Here is a 22,047-nt window from a genome sequence, read left to right on the forward strand (position 1 = left end):
TGTCTGAATATGGGGGGACCATCCTCCAAGGCTAAATACTCCCTGCTGACCGATAGTGAACCAGTACCGTGAGGGAAAGGCGAAAAGAACCCCGGTGAGGGGAGTGAAATAGAACCTGAAACCGTATGCGTACAAGCAGTCGAAGCCCGAAAGGGTGACGGCGTACCTTTTGTATAATGGGTCAGCGACTTACTTTCAGTAGCAAGGTTAACCATCTAGGGTAGCCGTAGGGAAACCGAGTCTTAACCGGCGTCGAGTTTCTGGAAGTAGACCCGAAACCGGGCGATCTATCCATGGCCAGTGTGAAGGCGAGGTAATACTCGCTGGAGGCGCGAACCCACTAACGTTGAAAAGTTAGGGGATGAGCTGTGGATCGGAGTGAAAGGCTAAACAAGCCCGGAGATAGCTGGTTCTCCCCGAAAGCTATTTAGGTAGCGCCTCGTGTCTCACTCTCGGGGGTAGAGCACTGTTTCGGCTAGGGGGCTCCCAGGAGCTTACCAAACCGATGCAAACTCCGAATACCGAGAAGTGCAATCACGGGAGACAGACAGCGGGTGATAACGTTCGTTGTCAAGAGGGAAACAACCCAGACCGCCAGCTAAGGTCCCAAAATCATGGCTAAGTGGTAAACGATGTGGGAAGGCAGAGACAGCCAGGAGGTTGGCTTAGAAGCAGCCACCCTTTAAAGAAAGCGTAATAGCTCACTGGTCGAGTCGGCCTGCGCGGAAGATTCAACGGGGCTCAAGCCATGTACCGAAGCTGCGGACGCAAGCTTGCTTGCGTGGTAGGGGAGCGTTCCGTACGTCGACGAAGGCGGACCCGAGAGGGCCGCTGGAGATATCGGAAGTGCGAATGCTGACATGAGTAACGATAAAGGCGGTGAAAAACCGCCTCGCCGAAAGCCCAAGGTTTCCTGCGCAACGCTAATCGGCGCAGGGTTAGTCGGCCCCTAAGATGAGGGCGAAAGCCGTAATCGATGGGAAACAGGTTAATATTCCTGTACCGCACATGACTGCGATGGGGGGACGGAGTAGGCTAAGTGATCCGGGTGACGGAAGTCCCGGTTCAAGCATGTAGGGAGTGTGTCCAGGTAAATCCGGATGCACAATCCTGAGATGCAATGACGAGTGCCCAAGGGCGCGAAGTCACCGATGCCATGCTTCCTGGAAAAGCCTCTAAGCTTCAGGTTATGCGCGACCGTACCGTAAACCGACACAGGTAGGCAGGGTGAGAATCCCAAGGCGCTTGAGAGAACTCGGGTGAAGGAACTAGGCAAAATAGCACCGTAACTTCGGGAGAAGGTGCGCCTGTATTAGGTAAAGCTCTTCGCGAGCGGAGCCGAGGCAGGCCGCAGTGACCAGGGGGCTGCGACTGTTTACTAAAAACACAGCACTCTGCTAACTCGTAAGAGGATGTATAGGGTGTGACGCCTGCCCGGTGCCGGAAGGTTAAGTGATGGGGTTAGCTCTTCGGAGCGAAGCTCTTGATCGAAGCCCCGGTAAACGGCGGCCGTAACTATAACGGTCCTAAGGTAGCGAAATTCCTTGTCGGGTAAGTTCCGACCTGCACGAATGGCGTAACGATGGCCCCGCTGTCTCCACCCGAGACTCAGTGAAATTGAAATCGCTGTGAAGATGCAGCGTTCCCGCGGCAAGACGGAAAGACCCCGTGAACCTTTACTACAGCTTCACACTGGACTTTGAATATGCTTGTGCAGGATAGGTAGGAGGCGTTGAAACCGGAGCGCCAGCTCTGGTGGAGCCATCCTTGAGATACTACCCTTGCATGTTTGAGGTTCTAACCTAGGCCCGTTATCCGGGTCAGGGACAGTGTGTGGTGGGTAGTTTGACTGGGGCGGTCTCCTCCCAAAGAGTAACGGAGGAGTGCGAAGGTACCCTCGGCGCGGTCGGAAATCGCGCTATGAGTATAAAAGCACAAGGGTGCCTGACTGCGAGACTGACAAGTCGAGCAGGGGCGAAAGCCGGCTTTAGTGATCCGGTGGTTCTGTATGGAAGGGCCATCGCTCAACGGATAAAAGGTACTCCGGGGATAACAGGCTGATTCCTCCCAAGAGTCCACATCGACGGAGGAGTTTGGCACCTCGATGTCGGCTCATCACATCCTGGGGCTGTAGCAGGTCCCAAGGGTATGGCTGTTCGCCATTTAAAGTGGTACGCGAGCTGGGTTTAGAACGTCGTGAGACAGTTCGGTCCCTATCTGCCGTGGGCGTCGGAGATTTGAGAGGATCTGCTCCTAGTACGAGAGGACCGGAGTGGACGAACCTCTGGTGTTCCGGTTGTCACGCCAGTGGCACTGCCGGGTAGCTACGTTCGGAAGGGATAACCGCTGAAAGCATCTAAGCGGGAAGTCCACCTCAAGATGAGATCTCCCCGAGGACTTGATCCTCCTGAAGGGCCGTAGAAGACGACTACGTTGATAGGCTGGGTGTGGAAGTGCAGTAATGCATGAAGCTAACCAGTACTAATTGCCCGTGCGGCTTGGCCATATAACCCCAAGTGGACTATATGGCATCGGTCCTGCATGCCATCGACAACGTTCCTGAGCTGCCGGCGCTCGAAAAGCGACGACGGTAAACCGGTTTGCCTGGCGAAAATAGCGCGTGGGAACCACCCGATTCCATTCCGAACTCGGAAGTGAAACCGCGCAGCGCCGATGATAGTGCCGCCTCGCTGTGGTGCGAAAGTAGGTCATCGCCAGGTTTTTACACCAAACCCCCGCGGTCTTCGGACGGCGGGGGTTTTTTTTGGCTTGAATGATGAGCAACCAGCAAAGCGGTGTACTAGACAGAGAGGTACTGCGCCATCTTCTCTTCACTGAGCTCCGAACCTGAGAACTCCTCCACCAAGTAACCGCGATCGATAACGAGCACGCGGTCGGCAACAGCCATGGAGAAACTCAGTACCTGTTCGGAGAAAAGAATGCTTACACCCCGTATATCCCGGATTTCCTTCAGGCTGCTCGCCATTTCCTTGATGATGGAGGGCTGAATGCCCTCGGTCGGCTCGTCCAGGAGCAGGACCTTTGGGTCCGCAGCCAGCGCTCTGGCAATCGCGAGTTGCTGCTGTTGACCACCGGAGAGATTCCCCGCGCGACGTTTGCGCATCTCTAGAAGCACGGGGAACAGTGAGTAGATATCTTCCGGCACCTCACGCCGACCCGTTACTTCCAGCCCCGCGAGGATGTTTTCCTCTACGGTGAGTGTCGGGAACACATGGCGTCCCTGCGGGACATAGGCGATCCCGCTTGCGACTCGTTCATGCGGTTTGCGTTTGTCGAGGGATTGATCATTTATCGAGACCTCGCCGGACCAAGTAGGCAACATCCCCATGAGCGTTTTGAAGAGCGTTGTTTTTCCCATCCCATTACGGCCCATAACGCCGAGGATCTCCTGGGGCTTCACGCCGAAACTGCAATCGTGAATGATCGGGCTCAGGCCATACCCGCTGCTGAGGGAATCGACTGTCAGCATGTATTTTCTCCGTTAGTGTCCGAGATAGCGCTCGATCACGCGCTTGTCGTTCTTGATCCGGTCGATGCTGCCCTCTGCCAATACCTTACCCTGGTCGAGCACCGTGACCCGGTTGGCGATTTCTTCTACGAACCCCATGTCGTGTTCGATGATCACCACGGAGCGGCCCTCGCGTATCCGGTTAAGAAGCTGTGCCGTCGCGTCGCGCTCGGCCTGGCTCATTCCCGCTACCGGCTCATCAAGCATGAGGAGGGCAGGCTCCTGGATGAGCAGCATTGCGATTTCCAGCCACTGCTTCTGACCATGGCTGAGAAGACCGGCCATATCGTCCAAACGACCATCGAGGTCAACGAGCGCGGCGGTTTCCATGATTCGGTCATGCACCTCACTCGTCCGACGAAAGAACAGCGATCGCATGACCGTTCGTCCGCTTGGAAAGGTGAGTTCCAGGTTTTCGTAGACCGTCAGGTTTTCGTAAATCGAGGGTGCCTGGAACTTGCGGCATACACCTTCATGGACGATCCGGTTCTCCGGCATGCCGCTCAGCTCGCGGCCCTTGAACCGGATCGTGCCCTCCGTAGGCCGGGTCTTGCCGCAGATCAGATCAAGCAGTGCCGTTTTGCCCGCGCCGTTCGGACCGATGATGACCCGCAGCTCTCCCTCATTGACATAAAGGTTCACCCCGTCCACGGCACGGAATCCGCCGAAAGACACGGCAAGATCCTCGACGGCCAGGATGAGGCTCGGATTATCACTATGCATTGTCGGGGCCCTCGCTTGTTGCGTCCGGTCCGGCCATCACCGCTGTCGACCGGGTCGCGGACCGCTGTTTAATCTGCTCTTTCGCAACGCGGTAGAGCCCGGCGAGACCCTCCGGGAAGACCAGGACGACAGCGATCAATACCAGTCCCATCAGGATGGTCCAAAGCTCTGGGAATGCCTGTGAGAGGAACATTTCTACGGTCTTGATGGCGATAACGCCGAAGCCCGCTCCGAGCAATGAGAAGCGACCACCCACTGCGGCGAGTACCACGAGCTCAACGGACACCGTTACTCCGATCAATGAGGGAGAAATAAACCTTGCCTGCATCGCGAACATTGCACCGCCGATCGCCGAGAAAACAGCTGCAACGATGAATACGAAAACCTTGAAGTTGGCTACGCTGTAGCCCGAGAACCGAACGCGGTCCTCCTGGTCCCGTATCGCGATCAGCACTCTGCCGGTGCGGCTATTCAGTATTAGCTGACCGATCCATATACAGCCAAGGAGCAGGCCGGCTGCAATGTAGTAGAGGGCATAGCGTGAGGATTCTGTAGTGATATCCCAGCCCAGCAGCGTGGAGAAATCTGTGATCCCGTTGGCGCCTCCGGTATAGCCCTGCTGGCCGATGATCAGAATGCTGAGCACCGCAGCGAGTGACAGCGTGACGATCGCGAAGTACACGCCACTGACTCGCCGCTTGAATAGCGCGTAGCCGATGAAGCCGGCGCAGAGAGTAGGCGCTGCCAGCATGGCGAAAATCATGAAAGGGAAGCTGTAGAAGGGCTCCCACCACCAAGGTAGCGACGAGAGCTGATTCCAGTCCATGAAATCAGGGATGCCTGGCGTCGTCTGGTTAGCCGTCGCCTCCGGGGTCGATGCCTCGAGTTTGAGGAACATCGCCATGGCATAACCACCAAGACCGAAAAACACTCCCTGGCCGAGGCTCAGCATTCCCCCATATCCCCAGCACATGACCAGACCGACTGCTACGAAGGCCAGGGCGACATAGCGTCCAGTCAGGTTGAGCATGTAGGAGTCGTAACCAAGCGGTATAGCGACCAGCAGAAGGGCAGCGAACACGCCAAAGAGGATTCTCCACTCGGCGCTCCCGTTATAGAGAAAGCGTTTTAGCAGCATTACTGAGCCTCACTTCCTGACCTTAATGGTGAACAGACCCTGCGGGCGCAGCAGTAGTAGCCCGATGACCACGAGCAATGTCATAACTTTGGCCATGGATCCCGTCAGGAAGAATTCGAGAATCGACTGCGCCTGAGCAATTGAGAAAGCCGATGCGACCGTGCCCAGCAGGCTTGCGGCACCCCCCAGTACCACCACGAGGAAGGTATCCACGAGGTACTGGCTGCCCGCCGTGGGCGTGGTGGCCGCGATAGTGGTGAAGGCCGAGCCGGCGATGCCAGCCAGTCCACAACCCAGGGCAAAGGTCTTTCGATCGACCTTCTCCGTATTGATGCCCACCGCGTCCGCCATGGCTCGATCCTGAGTGGTCGAGCGCACGCGAATGCCCCAGCGGAAGCGGTAGAGGAGCAGCCCCACAAAAACCGTCATACCGATCGCAAGTGCGGTTACAAAAAGGTCGGAGCGCGACAGGAAGATGAGCGGTGTCAGCTCGATGCTGCCCTGCAGCCAGTCCGGTGTGCCCGCGCTCACTCCTCGACCGCCGAAGATTGAGCGAAAGACCTGTTGCATGATCAGGCCCACCGCCCAGGTCGCCAGCAAGGTATCCAGTGGACGTTTATATAGGTGTCGGACCAGCCCGAGTTCCAGCAGGTAGCCGACAGCGAATGCCGCGGCGAAGGAGAGGATGATAGCCAGCGGGAAGTAGTACGTGAAAGCGCCGGGTGCGTAGCTCTCAAAAGCCGTCGCGGTCACGAAAGTCACATACGAGCCAAGCGTCAGAAACTCGCCATGGGCCATGTTCACAACGCCCATCTGGCCAAAAATAATAGCCAGCCCCAGCGCCATCAGCAGGAAAACCCCGAAGAGGCTAAGCCCGGCGACGCCCTGCATCGCAAAAATCGATGCAATATCCGATGCAGTATATCCACCCATTACGCACCCCAATGTCCGGAATCTTATGTGCGGGCACCGGCCATGCCGGTACCCGCATTGCGGTCAATAGCTTGTTCAGAGCTCGTCGGGATTCAGATCAAGGTTCTCCGGGAAGGGGTCCGGCTCAATGAGATCGGACTCATAGACGATCTCCGCTGTGCCATCGGCCTGCCATTCACCAATCCGGAGCTTGCTCCAGATATGCTGATTGTCCTCATGTACCCGGATATAGCCCTCGGGCATATCTTCCAGCTCGAGGTTTTTCGCGGCCTCACGGACCTTGTCCACATCGAAGGACCCGGCTCTCTCCACTGACCGCTTCCAGATCCAGGGGCCGAGGTAGGCGGCCTGTGTTACATCACCGATCACGCTGTCCTCGCCATGCATCTCCTTGAATGCCTCGACGAATTCCTCGTTGTAAGGATTATCGATGCTCTGGAAATACTTCATCGCGGAGTAGTGGCCTTCCATGTTCGCCGCCCCAATCGCCTTGACCTCATCCTCCGTGACCGAGTTGGTCAGAATGGTCTGGTTCTCGGCGTTGATTCCCGCATTGTTGAGCTGTGACCAGAAAGAGACGTTGCTGTCGCCGGCGATGATGCTGTAGACCACATCCGGCTTGCGCAGCCGAATCTGGTTGATTGCCGAGCGGAAATTGGTATGGCCGAGCGGGAAATACTGCTCAGAGACCACCTCGGCACCCAACACATTCTCAATATGATGCCGGGCGATGGCATGTGAAGTCCGTGGCCAGATGTAATCCGAGCCGATCAGATAGTAGGTCTCCGGGCTTTCCTTCTCGTGTACCCAGTTCAGGCCGGCAATGATCTGCTGAGTGGCCTCCTGTCCCTGGTAGAAGACATTCGGGGATGCTTCGAAGCCTTCATAGAAAGTCGGGTAGTACAGTAGCCCGTTCTGCTGTTCAAATACCGGTAGGACCGCCTTGCGAGAGGCCGAAGTCCAGCACCCGAACACCGCCGCGACGTCTTCGCTCTCCAGCAAACTCGAAGCGCGCTCGGCGAAGGTTGGCCAGTCACTCGCTCCGTCCTCGACAACGGCTTCGATCTGACGCCCGAGAACACCGCCGGACTCGTTGATCTGCTCGATGGCGAGCTGCTCAGCCTCCACCGAGCCGGTCTCACTGATCGCCATCGTGCCGGTGAGTGAGTGCAGGATCCCGACTCTGACCGTGTCATCCGTCACGGCCAGTCCGGTCGTATTGACCTCCGATGTCGGATACTCCTCGTTGGCGGATGCCATGGAGTTCCCCAGAACGCCTGCCGACAGCAGAAGCGCCGCCAAGGCTCGGGACTTTCCAATCGTGTGCATAACATGCTCCTCGCAGGTTTGAAGTGGTGCACTGCGGAATAGAGCAAGAGCCGTGCCAGTGTCCGGAAAGTCGCATGAAGCAGCGACAGCTGCCGCCCAAGCCGACAACTGCAGATGACAAAGCAGACAATGTCAGGCGGCCGCACCCGACAATCTGACAATGTCAGGTCGATGATGCCCATGACTTCGGAGGCAAGCACATGGGATATGGGGTTCGGCGCGAGAGGATTGTCTGGCATGCATCCTGCAAACGGGTGAGGCGCAGTAACAATTCATCCGCAAGAGGAGCAGACAGATGGTTGCAAAGAGAATCCCGGTGGACCTCTCTAAAGCGCCCGAAGAACAGGACACGATTCATAACCGTTGGCATCCTGACATCCCGATGATCGAGATGGTGGAGCCCGGCGATGAGGTCATGCTCGAGTGTATGGACTGGACCGGTGGGCAGATCGAGAATAATGATTCGGCCGCTGACGTGCGCGATGTCGATCTCACCAAGGTCCATTACCTGACTGGCCCGATCGGCGTTAAAGGTGCCGAGCCCGGGGACTTGCTGGTGGTTGACATTCTCGATATCGGCGCCTTTGAGGAAGAGCAGTGGGGTTTCAACGGCATGTTCGCCTACGAGAATGGCGGCGGCTTCCTGACTGATCTTTACCCGGAAGCACGTAAGTCGATCTGGGACTTCCACGGCATTAATGCTTCATCCCGTCATGTCCCAGGTGTGAGCTTCGCCGGCATCATGCACCCTGGGTTGATCGGATGTCTGCCTTCGCGGGAACTGCTCTCGGAGTGGAACAAGCGCGAGCAGGCGCTTATCGATACGGATCCCGACCGGACTCCACCGCTTGCGGCGCCGCCATACGCCGATACCGCCCATATGGGACGAATGAAATCGGACGCGGCCCGCGAGGCTGCGACCGAAGCCGCGCGAACGGTCCCGCCACGGGAGCATGGCGGCAATTGCGACATCAAGGATCTCACCAAGGGTTCCCGGGTCTTCTTCCCGGTTTATGTTCCTGAAGCGGGTCTCTCCATGGGCGATCTGCATTTCTCCCAGGGCGATGGTGAGATCACCTTCTGTGGCGCTATCGAGATGGCCGGCTGGATCAAGATTCGCGTCAACCTGATCAAGGATGGCGTGAAGAAGTATGCGGTGCGGAATCCCATCTTCCAGCCGAGCGCTCTGCAGCCGGACTATAAGCAGCACCTCATCTTCGAAGGAATCTCGGTGACGGACTCCGGCGAGCAGCGTTATCTGGATGCGCATCTGGCCTACCGCCAGGCCTGTGTGAACGCCATTGAGTATCTCAAGCAGTTCGGATACACCGGCGCCCAGGCCTATGCGATTCTTGGCACGGCGCCTGTACAGGGGCATATCAGCGGCATTGTGGATATTCCCAATGCCTGTGCCACGCTGTTCCTGCCGACGGAAATCTTCGACTTCGATATCAACCCCAGCACAGAGGGGCCGAAGATGATGGTCTCGGCCGACGAGATTCCCACGGCGATCTGGGACAAGTGAGGGCCGCGGGGTCGGCTGCATTGCCGATCCCGCATCCCGGTCGTCATGATCAATACGGGAGAATTATGTGATGCCCCTCTACACCTACCGATGCAGCAACTGCGGTCCGTTCGACGCCCTCGTTGCCCTTGCCGATGCCGATAGGGCGCAGTTTTGCGAGGACTGTGGCGAGCTGGGTGAAAGGATCATTACGCCGGCGCGCCTGTCAGTGCTCTCGGAGGGCCGGCGACGCGCGCATGAGGTCAACGAGAAAAGTCGACATGCTCCCTCATGCCGCTGCTGCTCCGGGCCCAAAAAACAGCGTGAGGCAACCACTCAGCCGCGCAGCCAGGGTGGCAAACGTCCCTGGATGCTTGGCCACTGACTGTGATGAACGAGCCACTGAGTACACCGAGTATCCGCGAGGAGCTCGTCACCATCATCGAGATGTCGAAGTTGTTGGAAAAGCCCCTGGATCCGGGGCATACGATCCAGGGTATTCTCCGGCTCCTCTCCCAGCTCTGCGGTCTCAACTGCGGCCGTGTATCACTTCCCAACGAGGTCACCGGCGTCGTGGAGGTCAAATACCACTACGGCCTTTGGGGGGAGGATGTCACTCGTGGCCGCTACGATGTCGGTGCCAACGAGGGAGTGACTGGCCGTGTCATGCGCACGGGCGTGACCGGTCTGGTACCCGATGTCAGCGACGATCCCGTATTCGTGCAGCGGATTGCCGAGAAGGCTGGCGTAGCAAGCGATGCCAGGCTGGCGTTTATTGCGGTACCCATCATGGAATCGGGCACACCCATTGGCGTGCTGTCCGCGCAGCGCGAGGCCTCCCAGGACCGTTCATTCAATTTTGATATCAGTCTGTTGCGCGTAGCCAGCGCGATGATCGGACAGGTCCTTCGTATCGATTCCTTCGTCGCCGAGCAGACACACAATCTGCGGCAGGAAAACCAATCCCTCAAAAATACGCTCACCGCCGGCGAAATGGTGAATAACAGCGTCGCCCACGGCATTATCGGAACCAGTCCGGCGCTTTTCGAGGCGGTTAAGCAGGCTAACCAAGTAGCGGACACCGACGCGCCGGTCCTGCTGAAGGGGGAATCGGGTACCGGCAAGGAAAAGTTCGCCCGCATGATTCACCAGCAGAGCAGCCGTCGGGAGCAGCCATTCATTTCCATCAACTGTTCGGCGGTACCGATGGAGCTGCAGGAGGCTGAACTGTTCGGCTACCGCAAAGGCAGCTTCTCCGGGGCCACGGCCTCAAAAGCCGGCAAGGTTCAGCTCGCGGATGGCGGGACACTTTTTCTGGATGAGATCGGCGACATGCCGTTGACGCTCCAGGCCAAGCTGCTTCGTACCATTCAGGAGAAGAGGGTGGATCCAATCGGTGCCACCGAGAGTGAGAGCGTGGATTTCCGGCTGATTTGCGCCACCCACGCGCCTTTGGCCGAGATGGTCAACCAAGGGGCGTTCCGGCTGGATCTGTTCTACCGGATTAATGTGGTGCCCATTGAGCTTCCGGTGCTTCGTAACCGTGATGGCGATATTCGCCGGATCGCGTTACATCACCTCAATGAGCTCAACCATGCCTATGACCGTAATGCAGTGCTCTCGCACGATGCGCTTGCCCTGCTTGAGGAATATGCATGGCCCGGCAACGTCCGGCAGCTGGTCAATGTTCTGGAGCGGGCAACGGTTATGACCGCGTCGGGTACGATTGACGCTGGGCTTATACGCTACATCCTCGGCAACGAATCCGCCGTTCAGGTGCCCGGTGCGGTTGCCGCGGACGAGAAAGACGGATGGTCGGCATCCGATCTCTCTCAGATTGGGGAGCAGGTCGCTGCCACCAGGGCTGATTCAGGTATTCGGCGGTATGAATGGGTGCGTCAGGAGGAGGCCCGTGCCATCCGAGACGCCCTCGCACAGACCAGCGGGAATCGGACTAAGGCTGCCGAGATGCTCAACTTAACCGTAAGGCAACTCCGATACAGGATAAGCAAACTCGATCTTGACAAGCGAGCAGCTGGATAACGCGGGAGGGAGTGGGGGAGAGGGTCATGGATAGGGAGATCATCAGCCGGGCACTGCAGGGGCATGGCGGGGCGTTATCCCTGCATCTGCTGGACGTCGTTGACAGCACCAACCGCTGGCTATTGGACCGACCGGATCAGACTTATAGTCTGGTTATCGCGCGGCGGCAGACCGCGGGCGTAGGCCGATTGGGCCGAACCTGGGAATCGCCGCCTGGTGGGCTTTACATGAGTCTGGCCTGGACATACGCCGACACCATGACCGCCCCCGGCGCGCTCTCGCTGAGTGTGGCGGTAGGGCTCGCCGAATTGATCACCTCCATGGGAGCGGCCGACATTCAGGTAAAATGGCCCAATGACCTTGTGGATGGTTCGGGCAACAAACTTGGTGGGATTCTCGGTGCGTTTGAGCCACGATCGCGGGGGTGCAGGGTGGTGATGGGCGTCGGCATTAACGTAGAGGCGGCGTCGGTTGGCATGTTGGAGGCCGGCAGGACACCCGTTGGCCTTGAAGATATCGGCATCCCCAACGTTGACGAGCAGCTGGTCGGTCGCCTTGCCAATACAGTCATTCACGCATGCGCAACGTTCGACGGTCATCTTTGCGACGACTTCGACGCCCGTTGGGCCGCGCGCGATTGGCTCTATCGGCGAATGGTGCGCGTAGAGACGCCAGCAGGAATGCTGGAGGGCCGTGCGATGGGTCTGGATGCAACCGGGGCATTGCTTGTTTGCAGTCATGGGGATACCACCGCTATCCGGGGTGGCGAAGTCCGAGTCTATTCCGAACGGGTAGCAGAATGAACGACCGCAATCGCAGTAAGCTGAGTGTGAGCAGGTCATCGCCGGCGCTTGAGAAAATCACCGGGCTCCTTCCCAGCGACATTGACGGGAAACGCCTCTACCGTGAGCACCTGCTACGCAAGTATCGATCATGACCGATCTGCTCATTGACGTCGGCAACAGCCGAACCAAATGGATCCTGGCGGAGGATGGTCATGTCCGCGGTGCGGCCCGCGCCGTGGGGCATGACGATCTCGTACCGCTATATGACGAATGGGCCGCGCTCCGGGCGGCGCCGCAGCGCGTCCGCGGGGTGAGCGTCGGGGGCGGCGAGGCGGTGGCCGCCATCGACCAGTGGATCACCGATCATTGGGGGCTTGCGCCGCAGTGGTTGCAGACCCCGGCCCTTGGCGGCGGTATTCGGGTGGCTTACGCCGATCCGGGGCAGCTCGGTACGGATCGTTGGCTCGCGATGGTGGGTGCGCGGGCCGCTGATTACCTCCCCGCCTGTATCGTCGACTGCGGCAGCGCCATCACCCTGGATGTCGTGGACAGCCAGGGCCGGCATCAGGGCGGGTTGATCCTCCCCGGCCTGTCGGCGCAGCAGGCGGGTCTCGCCAGCGTCGCGCCCCGCCTCCCGACTGTGGATCTCGCTACAAAAACGCCGTTCCTCACGAACAACACCCACGACGCCCTTGCCAGCGGTTATCTCCACGGCACGGCAATGGCCCTCCAGGGCCTCATCCGGCGGGCCATGGCCGCGTCCACCGAGCGATTGACACCCCTTTTCACCGGCGGCGACGCCACCCTCATCGCCCGCTACCTCGACATGGATGTGCGCCTGCGCCCGGATCTGGTGCTCGAGGGGCTTGCGTCCATTCCCTGATTTTCAGGTCCATTTCAGTGGTGGGGCGCGTCAGCCCAGTATACTATTACGAAGGTTCGAGTATTGCAGAATGATGGCATACGCCGTTCTCTGGTTCGGTAGTCAGGACAGGAGCTGGAACGATGTCTGGTGAAGAACGTATGCGTTTCGATATCGCTGGCGGCGAAGTGACCGCCGCGTACGAATTCGACGACGGCCGCTGGGAGCGGGAATACCCTGACGTGGGTGAGCGTTGGGTGGTCGAAGGGAATTCCGTCGTGGAGATCGAGCAGGAGTACGGTCGCGAGGAACGGACTACCTACACCGATCCGGATGGCGATGGTATCTACCTGGGTGTCGATGACGACGGCTCCTACGACGATAGCGACGCCTCGGCTTATGACGACACCGATGCGTCGGGTGCCGATGATACTGACGCCTCGGGGATCGACGACACCGATGCGTCGGGTGCCGACGATACCGATGCCACGGGGCTCGATGATGATGACGACGGCGGTGTCGGCAACAGCGACAGCCGCGATGATGTGATGCGATTCGATATCGTCAACGGCGAGGTCGTCTCGGCTGAAGAATACGAAAATGGCGCCTGGGTGCCTGACGTTCAGGAGCCCGACGAACGCTGGGTCGTCGAGGGCAATGACGTCGTCGAAGTCGAGCAGGAAGGCAACGGCCTGGTGGAGCGCACCGTATTCAGCGATGCCGACGGCGATGGCGTCTATCGCGTCAGCTCGATAAGCACAACCAGTGGCGACGGCACCGCGTCGACCTCCACTGATGACGATTCCACGCTCGAACCGGCCTCCATGACCAGCACGGTCAGCTCCAGCGTGATGGATGACTCGCTGCGCTACGAAGCGGAGACCGCCCAGGCCTATCGCCTCTATGAGGCGGCCTTCAATCGGACGCCGGATGCCGAGGGGCTCCGCTACTGGGCTGATGAGCTCGAAACTGACATGTCGCTTGAAGATGTGGCGAACGCCTTCGTCGAAAGCCCCGAGTTCGAGACCCGTTACGGCGCCAACATCAGTGACGAGGAGTTCGTCACGCGGCTTTACGAGAATGTGCTTGACCGCGCACCGGACGCCGGTGGAAAGGCTTACTGGCTTGGCGAGCTCGAAGGCGAACTCGACCGAGACGACGTGCTGGTGTCGTTCTCCGAATCGCCGGAGAACCAGCAGAACCTGGCCGGTGTGGTCAATCCGGGCGATCTGCTCGACGACATCCTCGTCTATCGCGTCAGCTCGATAAGCACAACCAGTGGCGACGGCACCGCGTCGACCTCCACTGATGACGATTCCACGCTCGAACCGGCCTCCATGACCAGCACGGTCAGCTCCAGCGTGATGGATGACTCGCTGCGCTACGAAGCGGAGACCGCCCAGGCCTATCGCCTCTATGAGGCGGCCTTCAATCGGACGCCGGATGCCGAGGGGCTCCGCTACTGGGCTGATGAGCTCGAAACTGACATGTCGCTTGAAGATGTGGCGAACGCCTTCGTCGAAAGCCCCGAGTTCGAGACCCGTTACGGCGCCAACATCAGTGACGAGGAGTTCGTCACGCGGCTTTACGAGAATGTGCTTGACCGCGCACCGGACGCCGGTGGAAAGGCTTACTGGCTTGGCGAGCTCGAAGGCGAACTCGACCGAGACGACGTGCTGGTGTCGTTCTCCGAATCGCCGGAGAACCAGCAGAACCTGGCCGGTGTGGTCAATCCGGGCGATCTGCTCGACGACATCCTCGTCTAACGCCGAGGGTTCAGTGCCATACGTTGCCCGCCGCGCCCGCGGCGGGTAACCTTCCCTCCGTATCGAGAAAAGCTGGCGTAGCTCAGTTGGTAGAGCAGCTGATTTGTAATCAGCCGGTCGGGGGTTCGAATCCTCTCGCCAGCTCCAATTCCTTCTTCCCTGAATTGACCATCGTCAATTTTCACCTCCCTGTAACCCCTCCAATGTGGAAAACCACAATTAATCTGCATACTTCGCGCGCCTACACTCTGCGCCGCAGAGGCCGAGCACCGACGGAGTAGAGATGTCCCTCACCATTGGATCCATGATGGCGCTGTCCTTCGTGGTATCGCTCATCGCACTGGCTTTCCTCATCTGGGCAGTCGCCTCCCGACAGTTCCGCATGAACCAGGAGGATGCCGAGCTCATCTTCCCCGGCGGCGAGGGCGGCGATCACCAGCCCGACGACCCCACCAGCTTCGGCTTCCAGGAGAAGGCCGAGCCCGGAGAGGGCACTGACACCCGCCATCGGAAGCTCATCTTCGCGTTGATCGGTTTCGGGACCTTCTGGTTGGTGTTCGGCTCGATGTTCGGCGTCATCGCCTCGCTCAAGTTCAACATCCCCGACTGGCTGTCCGGCTCCGCGCCGTTGACCTTCGGCCGCGTGCGCACGGTTCATCTGAACACCGTGATCTATGGCTGGCTGTCGCTCACCGGTATCGGTGTGGCCATGTTCCTGATCCCGCGGATCTTCAAGACTCACCTTCGCGGCGTGAACTTCGCCTGGGTGGGTCTGGTGCTCTGGAATATCGGCGTCGCCGCCGGTGCCTGGGCCATCGCCACCGGTTGGACCGATGGCATGGAATGGCTCGAGATCCCGCGCCCGATCGACATCATCCTGGCCGCCGGTGGCGCCTGCTTCGCGATTCCGCTGGTGATGACGGCGCTCAAGCGCAACGTCCACCATATCTATGTCACCGGCTGGTACTACCTGGCGGCGCTGGTCTGGTTCCCGGTGCTGTTCGTGCTGGGCAACCTGCCGATGCACTCGGGTGTGCAGCAGGCCACGGTCAACTGGTGGTTCGCGCACAACGTGCTGGGGCTCTGGCTGACGCCCATCGGTGTCGGCGCGGCCTATTACATCCTGCCCAAGATCATCGGCAAGCCCATCTACTCCTATCGCCTGTCGCTGCTCGGGTTCTGGGCGCTGGCGCTTTTCTACAGCCAGGTGGGCATGCATCACCTCATCGGCGGGCCGGTCCCTACCTGGGTGGTGACGCTCTCGGTGGTGCAGTCGGTGATGATGTTCGTCCCGGTGATCGCCGTGGCGGTCAACCAGCACGTGCTCTGGGCGACCAATTTGTGGGCGTTCAAACAGTCACTGCCGCTGCGTTTCGTCGCCTTCGGTGCGGTGATGTACACGCTCGCCTCCTTCCAGGGCTCGCTGGAGGCGGTGCGCGCGGTCAACACCGTCACGCACTTCACGCACTACACCGTCGGCCACGCCCATCTGGGCGCCTATGCCTTCGTCTCGCTGGTGCTCTTCGGCACGGTCTACTACCTCATGCCCATCCTCACCGGCCGGCTCTGGCCCGCGCCACGGCTCATCAGCCTGCACTTCTGGCTGGTGGCCATCGGCTTTGGCATCTACTTCGTCTCGCTGACCATCGGCGGCTGGCTGCAGGGCCTGGCCATGCTGGACGCGAGCCGCGACTGGCTCGAGTCCATGCAGCTCACCCAGCCCTATCTACAGGGCCGCACGCTGGGCGGGACGCTGATGACCATTGGCCACATCATTTTCGCGATCAACCTGGTCTCACTGCTGTTCGCCTCGCGTCGCGAGGAAACCCCCGCAGCGACCGGTGCGCCGGCGACCACCGCCGGCTGAAGGACTGAACGATGAACAAGATCTTCCCGCTTGCCGTCATCGCCTTCGCGATCCTCGCCTTCGCCACGCTCATGCTGGTGATCCTGCCGGCGGCGCAGATCCGCACCGTGGCGCCGGCCGAGGGGCTCGAGCCCTACACGCCGGCCGAGGCGCGGGGCCGCCAGCATTACGTGGATTTGGGCTGCTACTACTGCCACTCGCAGCAGCCGCGCAGCCCGGAACAGGCCCCCGACCTGCAGCGTGGCTGGGGCCGGCCGACGACGCCCTCGGACTACGTCTACGACAACCCGCATCTGCTCGGCACCATGCGCACCGGCCCCGACCTGATGAACGTCGGGGTCCGCATGCCCAGCCAGGGCTGGCACCTCACGCATCTCTATCAGCCGCGGGCCATCGAGCCGACCAGCATCATGCCGGCCTATCCCTTCCTCTTCGAGGTCAAGCAGAACCCCGATGAAGATGACGTGATCGTGCCGGTGCCGGCGGAGTACGCGCCCGAAAACGGCGCCAGGGTCGTGGCCAAGCAGAGCGCGCTGGATCTGACCGATTACCTGCTCTCCCTCGACCGCAACTACTCGGCGAAGGACTGGGAGCTGCGCGATCTGGGCTATGACCGCGAGGAGGCACGCTGATGAGCCAGCACAATGATCAGCAGCCCGAGCCGCAACGCACCCCGCTCGAGGAGAGCGGCTTCGAGCCCTATGAGGTCAATCGCCCCATCCCGATTCTGGTGCTGGCCGTGACCGTGGCGTTGATCGCCTGGGGCGTCTACACCCTGTGGGCCGACTCCGGCCCGTCCACCGAGGCGGCCGCCGAGGCCGAGGCACCGATCGCCGGCATCGACACGGCGCCGACGATCGCCGACAACGCGAGCTCGCTTGTCTCGGCCGGCGCCACGATCTTCGCCGCCAACTGCGCCACCTGCCACCAGGCGAATGGCTCGGGCATCAGCGAGGCGGTGCCGCCGCTGGTCGACTCCCGCTACGTGACCGGATCCGCCGACACCCCCGTGCAGATCCTGCTCCACGGCATCAAGGGACGCATCGAGGTGGCCGGCAATCAGTACGACGGCCGCATGCCGCGGTTTGGCGAGACATTGACCGATTCGGAGATCGCCGCTGTCGTCAGCTACATCCGCCAGCAGTGGGGCAACAGTGCCGCCTTTGTCGAGCCCGCGTTCGTCGCCGAGCAGCGGGCGCGCTTCGTCGCCGACCGCGGGCCCTGGAACGGCGGCGCCGAGCTCGAGCAGGTGACCGGCGTGCCGGCCCGCCTCGCCCGCGCCACCGATACGGAGGCATCCCAGTGATGACCAAACGCCACGCCATCCGTCTGACTCCGCTCATGCTGCTCTCGCTGGCCTGGCCGGTGGCCGCACAGAAGGTCGACGAGGACCTGCCCGACGAGAGCTACGCCGCCGAGATCTACTCGGTGGAGGCCGAGAACGTCGACCCGGCCGCCTACGCCACGCTGGCCCGGGAGGGCGAGGGCGATGTCTGGTCCTGCGCCAGCTGCCACGGCGCCAAGGGCCAGGGCAACGGCAATATCCCGCGCCTTGCCGGCCTGTCCACCGGGTATATCGCCAAGCAGCTGCACGCCTACGCCGAGGGCGTTCGCATCAACCACAACATGCAGTACGTCGCCGGCAAGCTGACCGACGATGAAATGCTGGGTCTTGCCCGCTACTACGCCGAGATGGAGGCGCCGAGCACCGCGGGCCCGGAACTGGGTGGTGATCTCGACCGCGGCCAGGAGCTGATGATCCACGGCGACTGGGATATCAACGTCCCGGCCTGCTACAGCTGCCACGGCTCGTCGGCCTGGGGTGTCGAGCAGGCCTTCCCGAGCCTCGCCGCACAGCAGCCGGCCTATACCTATGGCCAGCTCGCCGCCTGGACCGATGGCCGGCGCAATAATTCTCCCCTCCAGCTGATGCAGGGCATCGCCCATGCCCTGTCGGATGCGGACCGGCGCGCGGTGGCGGACTACCTCGCCACGCTGCCAGCGCCCCCCGCCGAGGAGCCAACGCAATGAGTCATTCCGATCAGGATCCGAACACGAGCCGCGACCCGGGACGGACCACGCCCCGGCGCATCATCATCGCCTCGGTGGTCGCCGCGGTGCTGGTGGCCGTCGGCGCGGGCATCTACTCCGCGGGCATCTTCAATCCCATCGCCCAGTCGCCGGACCGCGAGGCCGACCGCGGCGAGCGGATCGCCGAGCAGGACACCGAGCGCCGCCAGGCCTGGCTGGCCGAGCGCAAGGAATATACCGCCGATCCCAAGGCCACGCCGCCGAGCCTGCCGGTGGCCGAGACCGGCTACTTCATCCCCAACGATGTGGCGGACGCGCCGGATAACCCGTTCGGTGACAGCGTGCGGCGCGGTTACGAGATCTTCACCAATACCCAGACCAACGCTTCGCAGCATGTCGGCAACGGCATGAACTGCGCCAACTGCCATCTGGGCGCGGGCACGGTGCCCGGCTCGGCGCCGATGTGGGCCGCCGCGGTGGAATACCCCGCCTATCGGGGCAAGAACAAGATCATCAACACCATGGAAGACCGCATCCATGGCTGCTTCACCTACTCGATGAACGCCCAGAACTCACCCTCCGGCAACCCGCCGCCGCGGGATGGCGACATCTACAAGGATCTGCAGAGCTTCTTTTTCTACATGGCCGAGGGCGCGCCGCTGGAGGGCAATCTGCCGGGTCGCGGCTACACCGTGCCGCCGGAGCCCGAGGATGGCTACAGCATCACCCGGGGCGAGACCGTGTTCGAGAACAACTGCGCGGTCTGCCACGGCACCGATGGCGAGGGGCGGCGCGATCCCAACGGCCGCTGGATCTTCCCCGCCCTGTGGGGGGATGACTCCTACAACTGGGGCGCGGGCATGCACCGCGTCAACACCGCCGCCGGCTTCATCAAGCACAACATGCCGCTCGGCCAGGGCGGTTCGCTCACCGACCAGCAGGCCTGGGACGTGGCCGCCTACATCAACAGCTGGGAGCGCCCGGCCGATCCGCGCCAGACCCGCGACGGGCTGACCGTGGCGGAGACCGATAAGCGGTTCCACGAGCACACGCCCAATTTCTACGGCGATGAGGTCCGCGGCGATCTGCTTGGTGATGGCATCCCGGGCGAGCCCACGGCGCAGCAGCCGCCGTCCATCGGCGCGCCGCGGCACAGCGAGCAGGCGAGCCGCTAGCGCCCGGCGATGAGCGCCACAGCGGCAAGCACACTGTCCCGCGGAGAACTGGCCGCGCTGGCACCCGCCGGCCGCGGCCTTTTCTCCATTGAGGGAATGTGGTGCCCGAGCTGTGCCGCCGCCACGGAGCGCATCATCGCCCGGGCCCCCGGCGTGACCCGGGCGCGGGTGAGTTTCGCCACCGGCTCGGCGCTGGTGGACTGGGACCCCGACCGGGTCGACCTGCCGGCGCTGCTGCGCGCGGTGGAGCGCCTGGGCTACGCCATCGGCCCGCCCCGGGCCCCGGAGGACACCGTCGCCGGCATCGATGCCGAGATCAATCGCCTCGGCCTGCGCCTGGCGGTGGCGGTGTTCTTTGGCATGTGGGTGATGGTGCTCGCCATCATGCGCTACCTCGAGCCGGTCGCCCTCGGCGATACGACCGTGGGCCATACGCTCTCCATCCTAGCCATGTGCCTGGTGACGCCGGTGATGGGCTTCTCCGCGGCGCCCTTCTTCGTCGCCGGCTGGCGGACCCTGCGCGCCGGCATCCCGGGCATGGACGCGCTGGTGAGTATCGGGGTGGTGGGCGCGGCGCTGCTCTCGGTCGCCGAACTCGCCCGGGGCGGCGCGCATATCTACGCCGATACCATGGTCATGCTCATCGTCCTGCTCTCCATCGGCCGGCTGGTGGAGATGCGCACCGTCCGCCGGGCGGCCAGCGCCATCGGGGCGCTGGAGCGGGAGGTGCCCGAACGGGCCTTCCCGGTGGATGCCGACGGCGCCGTGGATGCCGCCGAGGTGGCGGTGGGCACCGACATCCGCGTGGCCGCCGGCGCCCGCGTACCGCTGGATGGCGTGGTGGTGGACGGCGCCACCCGTGTGGACGCGAGCCTGCTCACCGGCGAGTCGACCCCGGTGGGCGTCGCCCGCGACGAGGCCATGCACGCCGGGACCATCAATCTCGACGCGCCGGTGACGGTGCGGGTCACCGCCGCGGTGGGGGATCGACGCATCGACCGCATCCTCGGGCGCATGGTGGAGATGCAGGGCAATCGCAGCGAGATCACCCGCCTCGCCGATCGGCTGGCACGGCTGCTGGTGCCCGGCGCGCTGATCCTCGCGGCGCTGGTGGCCGTCGGCGGCACCGCGCTGGGGCTGGGCGCCGACGAGGCCCTGCTGCGCGCCCTCTCGGTGGTGGTCATCGCCTGTCCCTGTGCGCTCAGCATCGCCGTGCCGGTGACGTTCCTGAGTTTCGCCGAACGCGCCATGGGCCGGGGGGTGCTCTTTCGCAGTCCCGCCACCATGGAGCGGGCCGGCCAGCTCAAGCACCTGCTCATCGACAAGACCGGCACGCTCACCCGCGGCGAGCCCACGGTGATCGGCCTGCGTCTGGCCGACGGCGTGGACGAGGCCGAACTGCGGCGTCTCGCCGCCCTGGCCGAGGCCGGCGTGGACCATCCCGTGGCCCGCGCCCTGCAGGATCCCGCCCTGATGCCGGACAGCGGCATCCATCGGCGCCGCGAGGGCCGTGGCGTGATCATGACCCTGCCGGGGGGTGAGGCCATTCGGGTGGGCGCCCGGCGCTGGCTGGTTGAGGCGGATATCGTCGTGCCGGCGGAAGCCCCGGCTGGACCGGCTGATCCGGCCGAGCTACAGGCCGACGCCGCCACGCGCATTCATCTTGCCCGCGACGGGCAGTGGCTGGGGAGTTTCGCGCTGGGCGACCCGCTGCGTCCGGCCGCGCCCGAGACGGTGCGGCGCCTCGTCCGCGAGGGGTTCGCGCTGCAGATGGTCACCGGCGATGGCCCGGCACCCGCCCAGCGGGTGGCCGCCGAGGTGGGGCTGGCGGCGGAGGCCGTTCACGCCGGATGCAGCCCCGAGGACAAGGCCGACCGCGTGCTGGCCGCCCAGGCGCACCAGCCGACGGCGTTTATTGGCGATGGCATCAACGACAGTGTGGCCATGGCCGCGGCGGATGTGGGCGTCGCCATCGATGGCGCGAGCCATGCCGCCACCAGCAGCGCCGGGCTGGTGGTGGCCCGGGGCGGTCTGCCGGCGCTCGCCAACGCGCTTGGCCTCGCCCGCGCCGCCCGGCGTCGGATGCTCCAGAACCTGGGGCTGGCCGTGGTCTACAACGGCTCCGCCATTCCGCTCGCCGTGGCCGGCGTCATTCCGCCCTCGGCGGCGGCGCTCGCCATGCTCGCCAGCTCACTGAGTGTCATGGCCAACGCGGCAAGGCCGGCTTAGACAAGGCCTAAGCCCTCACGGCCCCGCGTCGGGTACAATCCAGTTCCAAAGCATGAACGAACCCCCTGCACCGACAGCATCATTCATAGTATGTTGTCGGGTTACGAAAAGGGCGCCGGCGCACAGAGAGGCC

The 22,047-nt window shown here is 62.1% G+C and carries 17 protein-coding genes, 1 tRNA gene and 2 rRNA genes (1 of these 20 cut by a window edge); 15 read left to right on the forward strand and 5 right to left on the reverse strand.

The features are described from left to right. Both V6X30_RS09610 and rrf read left to right on the forward strand, forming a co-directional pair. Positions 1-2,506 (forward strand): 23S ribosomal RNA (locus V6X30_RS09610) (it extends 385 nt beyond the left edge of the window). A gap of 97 nt (positions 2,507-2,603) precedes the next feature. Next, a 5S ribosomal RNA gene (gene rrf, locus V6X30_RS09615) occupies positions 2,604-2,720 on the forward strand. An 80-nt stretch (positions 2,721-2,800) separates the two neighbouring features. On the opposite strand, the gene urtE is transcribed toward rrf, so the two are convergent. The 5 genes from urtE to urtA form a co-directional block, all read right to left on the reverse strand. Next, positions 2,801-3,490, reverse strand: a complete 690-nt coding sequence (gene urtE / locus V6X30_RS09620; protein WP_367984459.1) for an urea ABC transporter ATP-binding subunit UrtE — start codon at positions 3,488-3,490, stop codon at positions 2,801-2,803. A 12-nt stretch (positions 3,491-3,502) separates the two neighbouring features. Further along, positions 3,503-4,252, reverse strand: a complete 750-nt coding sequence (gene urtD, locus V6X30_RS09625) for an urea ABC transporter ATP-binding protein UrtD (protein ID WP_367984461.1) — start codon at positions 4,250-4,252, stop codon at positions 3,503-3,505. Continuing rightward, positions 4,245-5,390, reverse strand: coding sequence for an urea ABC transporter permease subunit UrtC (gene urtC, locus V6X30_RS09630; RefSeq protein ID WP_367984463.1), 1,146 nt, complete (start codon positions 5,388-5,390; stop codon positions 4,245-4,247). The genes urtD and urtC overlap by 8 nt, the downstream gene beginning before the upstream one ends. 9 nt (positions 5,391-5,399) lie before the next feature. Beyond that, complete coding sequence (gene urtB, locus V6X30_RS09635) at positions 5,400-6,323, reverse strand: urea ABC transporter permease subunit UrtB (protein WP_367984465.1); 924 nt, start codon at positions 6,321-6,323, stop codon at positions 5,400-5,402. A 75-nt stretch (positions 6,324-6,398) separates the two neighbouring features. Continuing rightward, complete coding sequence (urtA, locus tag V6X30_RS09640) at positions 6,399-7,583, reverse strand: urea ABC transporter substrate-binding protein (RefSeq protein WP_367984467.1); 1,185 nt, start codon at positions 7,581-7,583, stop codon at positions 6,399-6,401. A gap of 364 nt (positions 7,584-7,947) precedes the next feature. Here urtA and fmdA point away from each other — a divergent pair, with 364 nt between their 5' ends. The 13 genes from fmdA (at position 7,948) to V6X30_RS09705 (ending at position 21,914) form a co-directional block, all read left to right on the forward strand. Then, on the forward strand, positions 7,948-9,177 hold the full coding sequence (gene fmdA / locus V6X30_RS09645; protein ID WP_367984469.1) for a formamidase: 1,230 nt from the start codon (positions 7,948-7,950) through the stop codon (positions 9,175-9,177). A 70-nt stretch (positions 9,178-9,247) separates the two neighbouring features. Continuing rightward, on the forward strand, positions 9,248-9,541 hold the full coding sequence (locus V6X30_RS09650) for an FmdB family zinc ribbon protein (RefSeq protein WP_367984471.1): 294 nt from the start codon (positions 9,248-9,250) through the stop codon (positions 9,539-9,541). Positions 9,542-9,546: 5 nt separating this feature from the next. Next, the gene (locus V6X30_RS09655; protein WP_408022363.1) at positions 9,547-11,199 is read left to right on the forward strand and encodes a sigma-54-dependent Fis family transcriptional regulator; all 1,653 of its coding nucleotides are present in this window, start codon (positions 9,547-9,549) and stop codon (positions 11,197-11,199) included. A gap of 26 nt (positions 11,200-11,225) precedes the next feature. Next, on the forward strand, positions 11,226-12,002 hold the full coding sequence (locus tag V6X30_RS09660) for a biotin--[acetyl-CoA-carboxylase] ligase (RefSeq protein WP_367984473.1): 777 nt from the start codon (positions 11,226-11,228) through the stop codon (positions 12,000-12,002). A 130-nt stretch (positions 12,003-12,132) separates the two neighbouring features. After that, complete coding sequence (locus V6X30_RS09665; protein ID WP_367984475.1) at positions 12,133-12,867, forward strand: type III pantothenate kinase; 735 nt, start codon at positions 12,133-12,135, stop codon at positions 12,865-12,867. Positions 12,868-12,989: 122 nt separating this feature from the next. Further along, positions 12,990-14,612, forward strand: a complete 1,623-nt coding sequence (locus tag V6X30_RS09670; RefSeq protein ID WP_367984476.1) for a DUF4214 domain-containing protein — start codon at positions 12,990-12,992, stop codon at positions 14,610-14,612. 71 nt (positions 14,613-14,683) lie between these two features. Continuing rightward, positions 14,684-14,759 (forward strand) — tRNA-Thr (locus V6X30_RS09675). A gap of 136 nt (positions 14,760-14,895) precedes the next feature. Beyond that, a complete protein-coding gene (locus tag V6X30_RS09680; protein ID WP_367984477.1) occupies positions 14,896-16,479 on the forward strand; it encodes a cbb3-type cytochrome c oxidase subunit I in 1,584 nt (527 codons plus the stop codon). A gap of 11 nt (positions 16,480-16,490) precedes the next feature. Beyond that, complete coding sequence (locus V6X30_RS09685; protein ID WP_367984479.1) at positions 16,491-17,111, forward strand: cbb3-type cytochrome c oxidase subunit II; 621 nt, start codon at positions 16,491-16,493, stop codon at positions 17,109-17,111. Next, on the forward strand, positions 17,111-17,785 hold the full coding sequence (locus tag V6X30_RS09690) for a c-type cytochrome (protein WP_367984480.1): 675 nt from the start codon (positions 17,111-17,113) through the stop codon (positions 17,783-17,785). Before V6X30_RS09685 ends, V6X30_RS09690 begins: the two co-directional genes overlap by 1 nt. Further along, positions 17,785-18,510 carry a c-type cytochrome gene (locus V6X30_RS09695; RefSeq protein WP_367984481.1) on the forward strand — a complete coding sequence of 242 codons (726 nt, stop codon included), beginning with the start codon at positions 17,785-17,787 and terminating at the stop codon, positions 18,508-18,510. Before V6X30_RS09690 ends, V6X30_RS09695 begins: the two co-directional genes overlap by 1 nt. Further along, positions 18,507-19,685, forward strand: a complete 1,179-nt coding sequence (locus V6X30_RS09700) for a c-type cytochrome (RefSeq protein ID WP_367984482.1) — start codon at positions 18,507-18,509, stop codon at positions 19,683-19,685. The genes V6X30_RS09695 and V6X30_RS09700 overlap by 4 nt, the downstream gene beginning before the upstream one ends. Positions 19,686-19,694: 9 nt before the next feature. Beyond that, positions 19,695-21,914 (forward strand): heavy metal translocating P-type ATPase, encoded by a 2,220-nt coding sequence (locus V6X30_RS09705; RefSeq protein WP_367984483.1) that lies wholly within the window; start codon positions 19,695-19,697, stop codon positions 21,912-21,914. Positions 21,915-22,047 lie beyond the last annotated feature (133 nt).

The sequence above is a fragment of the Spiribacter sp. 1M189 genome (genome assembly GCF_040838345.1).
GTDB classification, from domain to species: domain Bacteria; phylum Pseudomonadota; class Gammaproteobacteria; order Nitrococcales; family Nitrococcaceae; genus Spiribacter; species Spiribacter insolitus.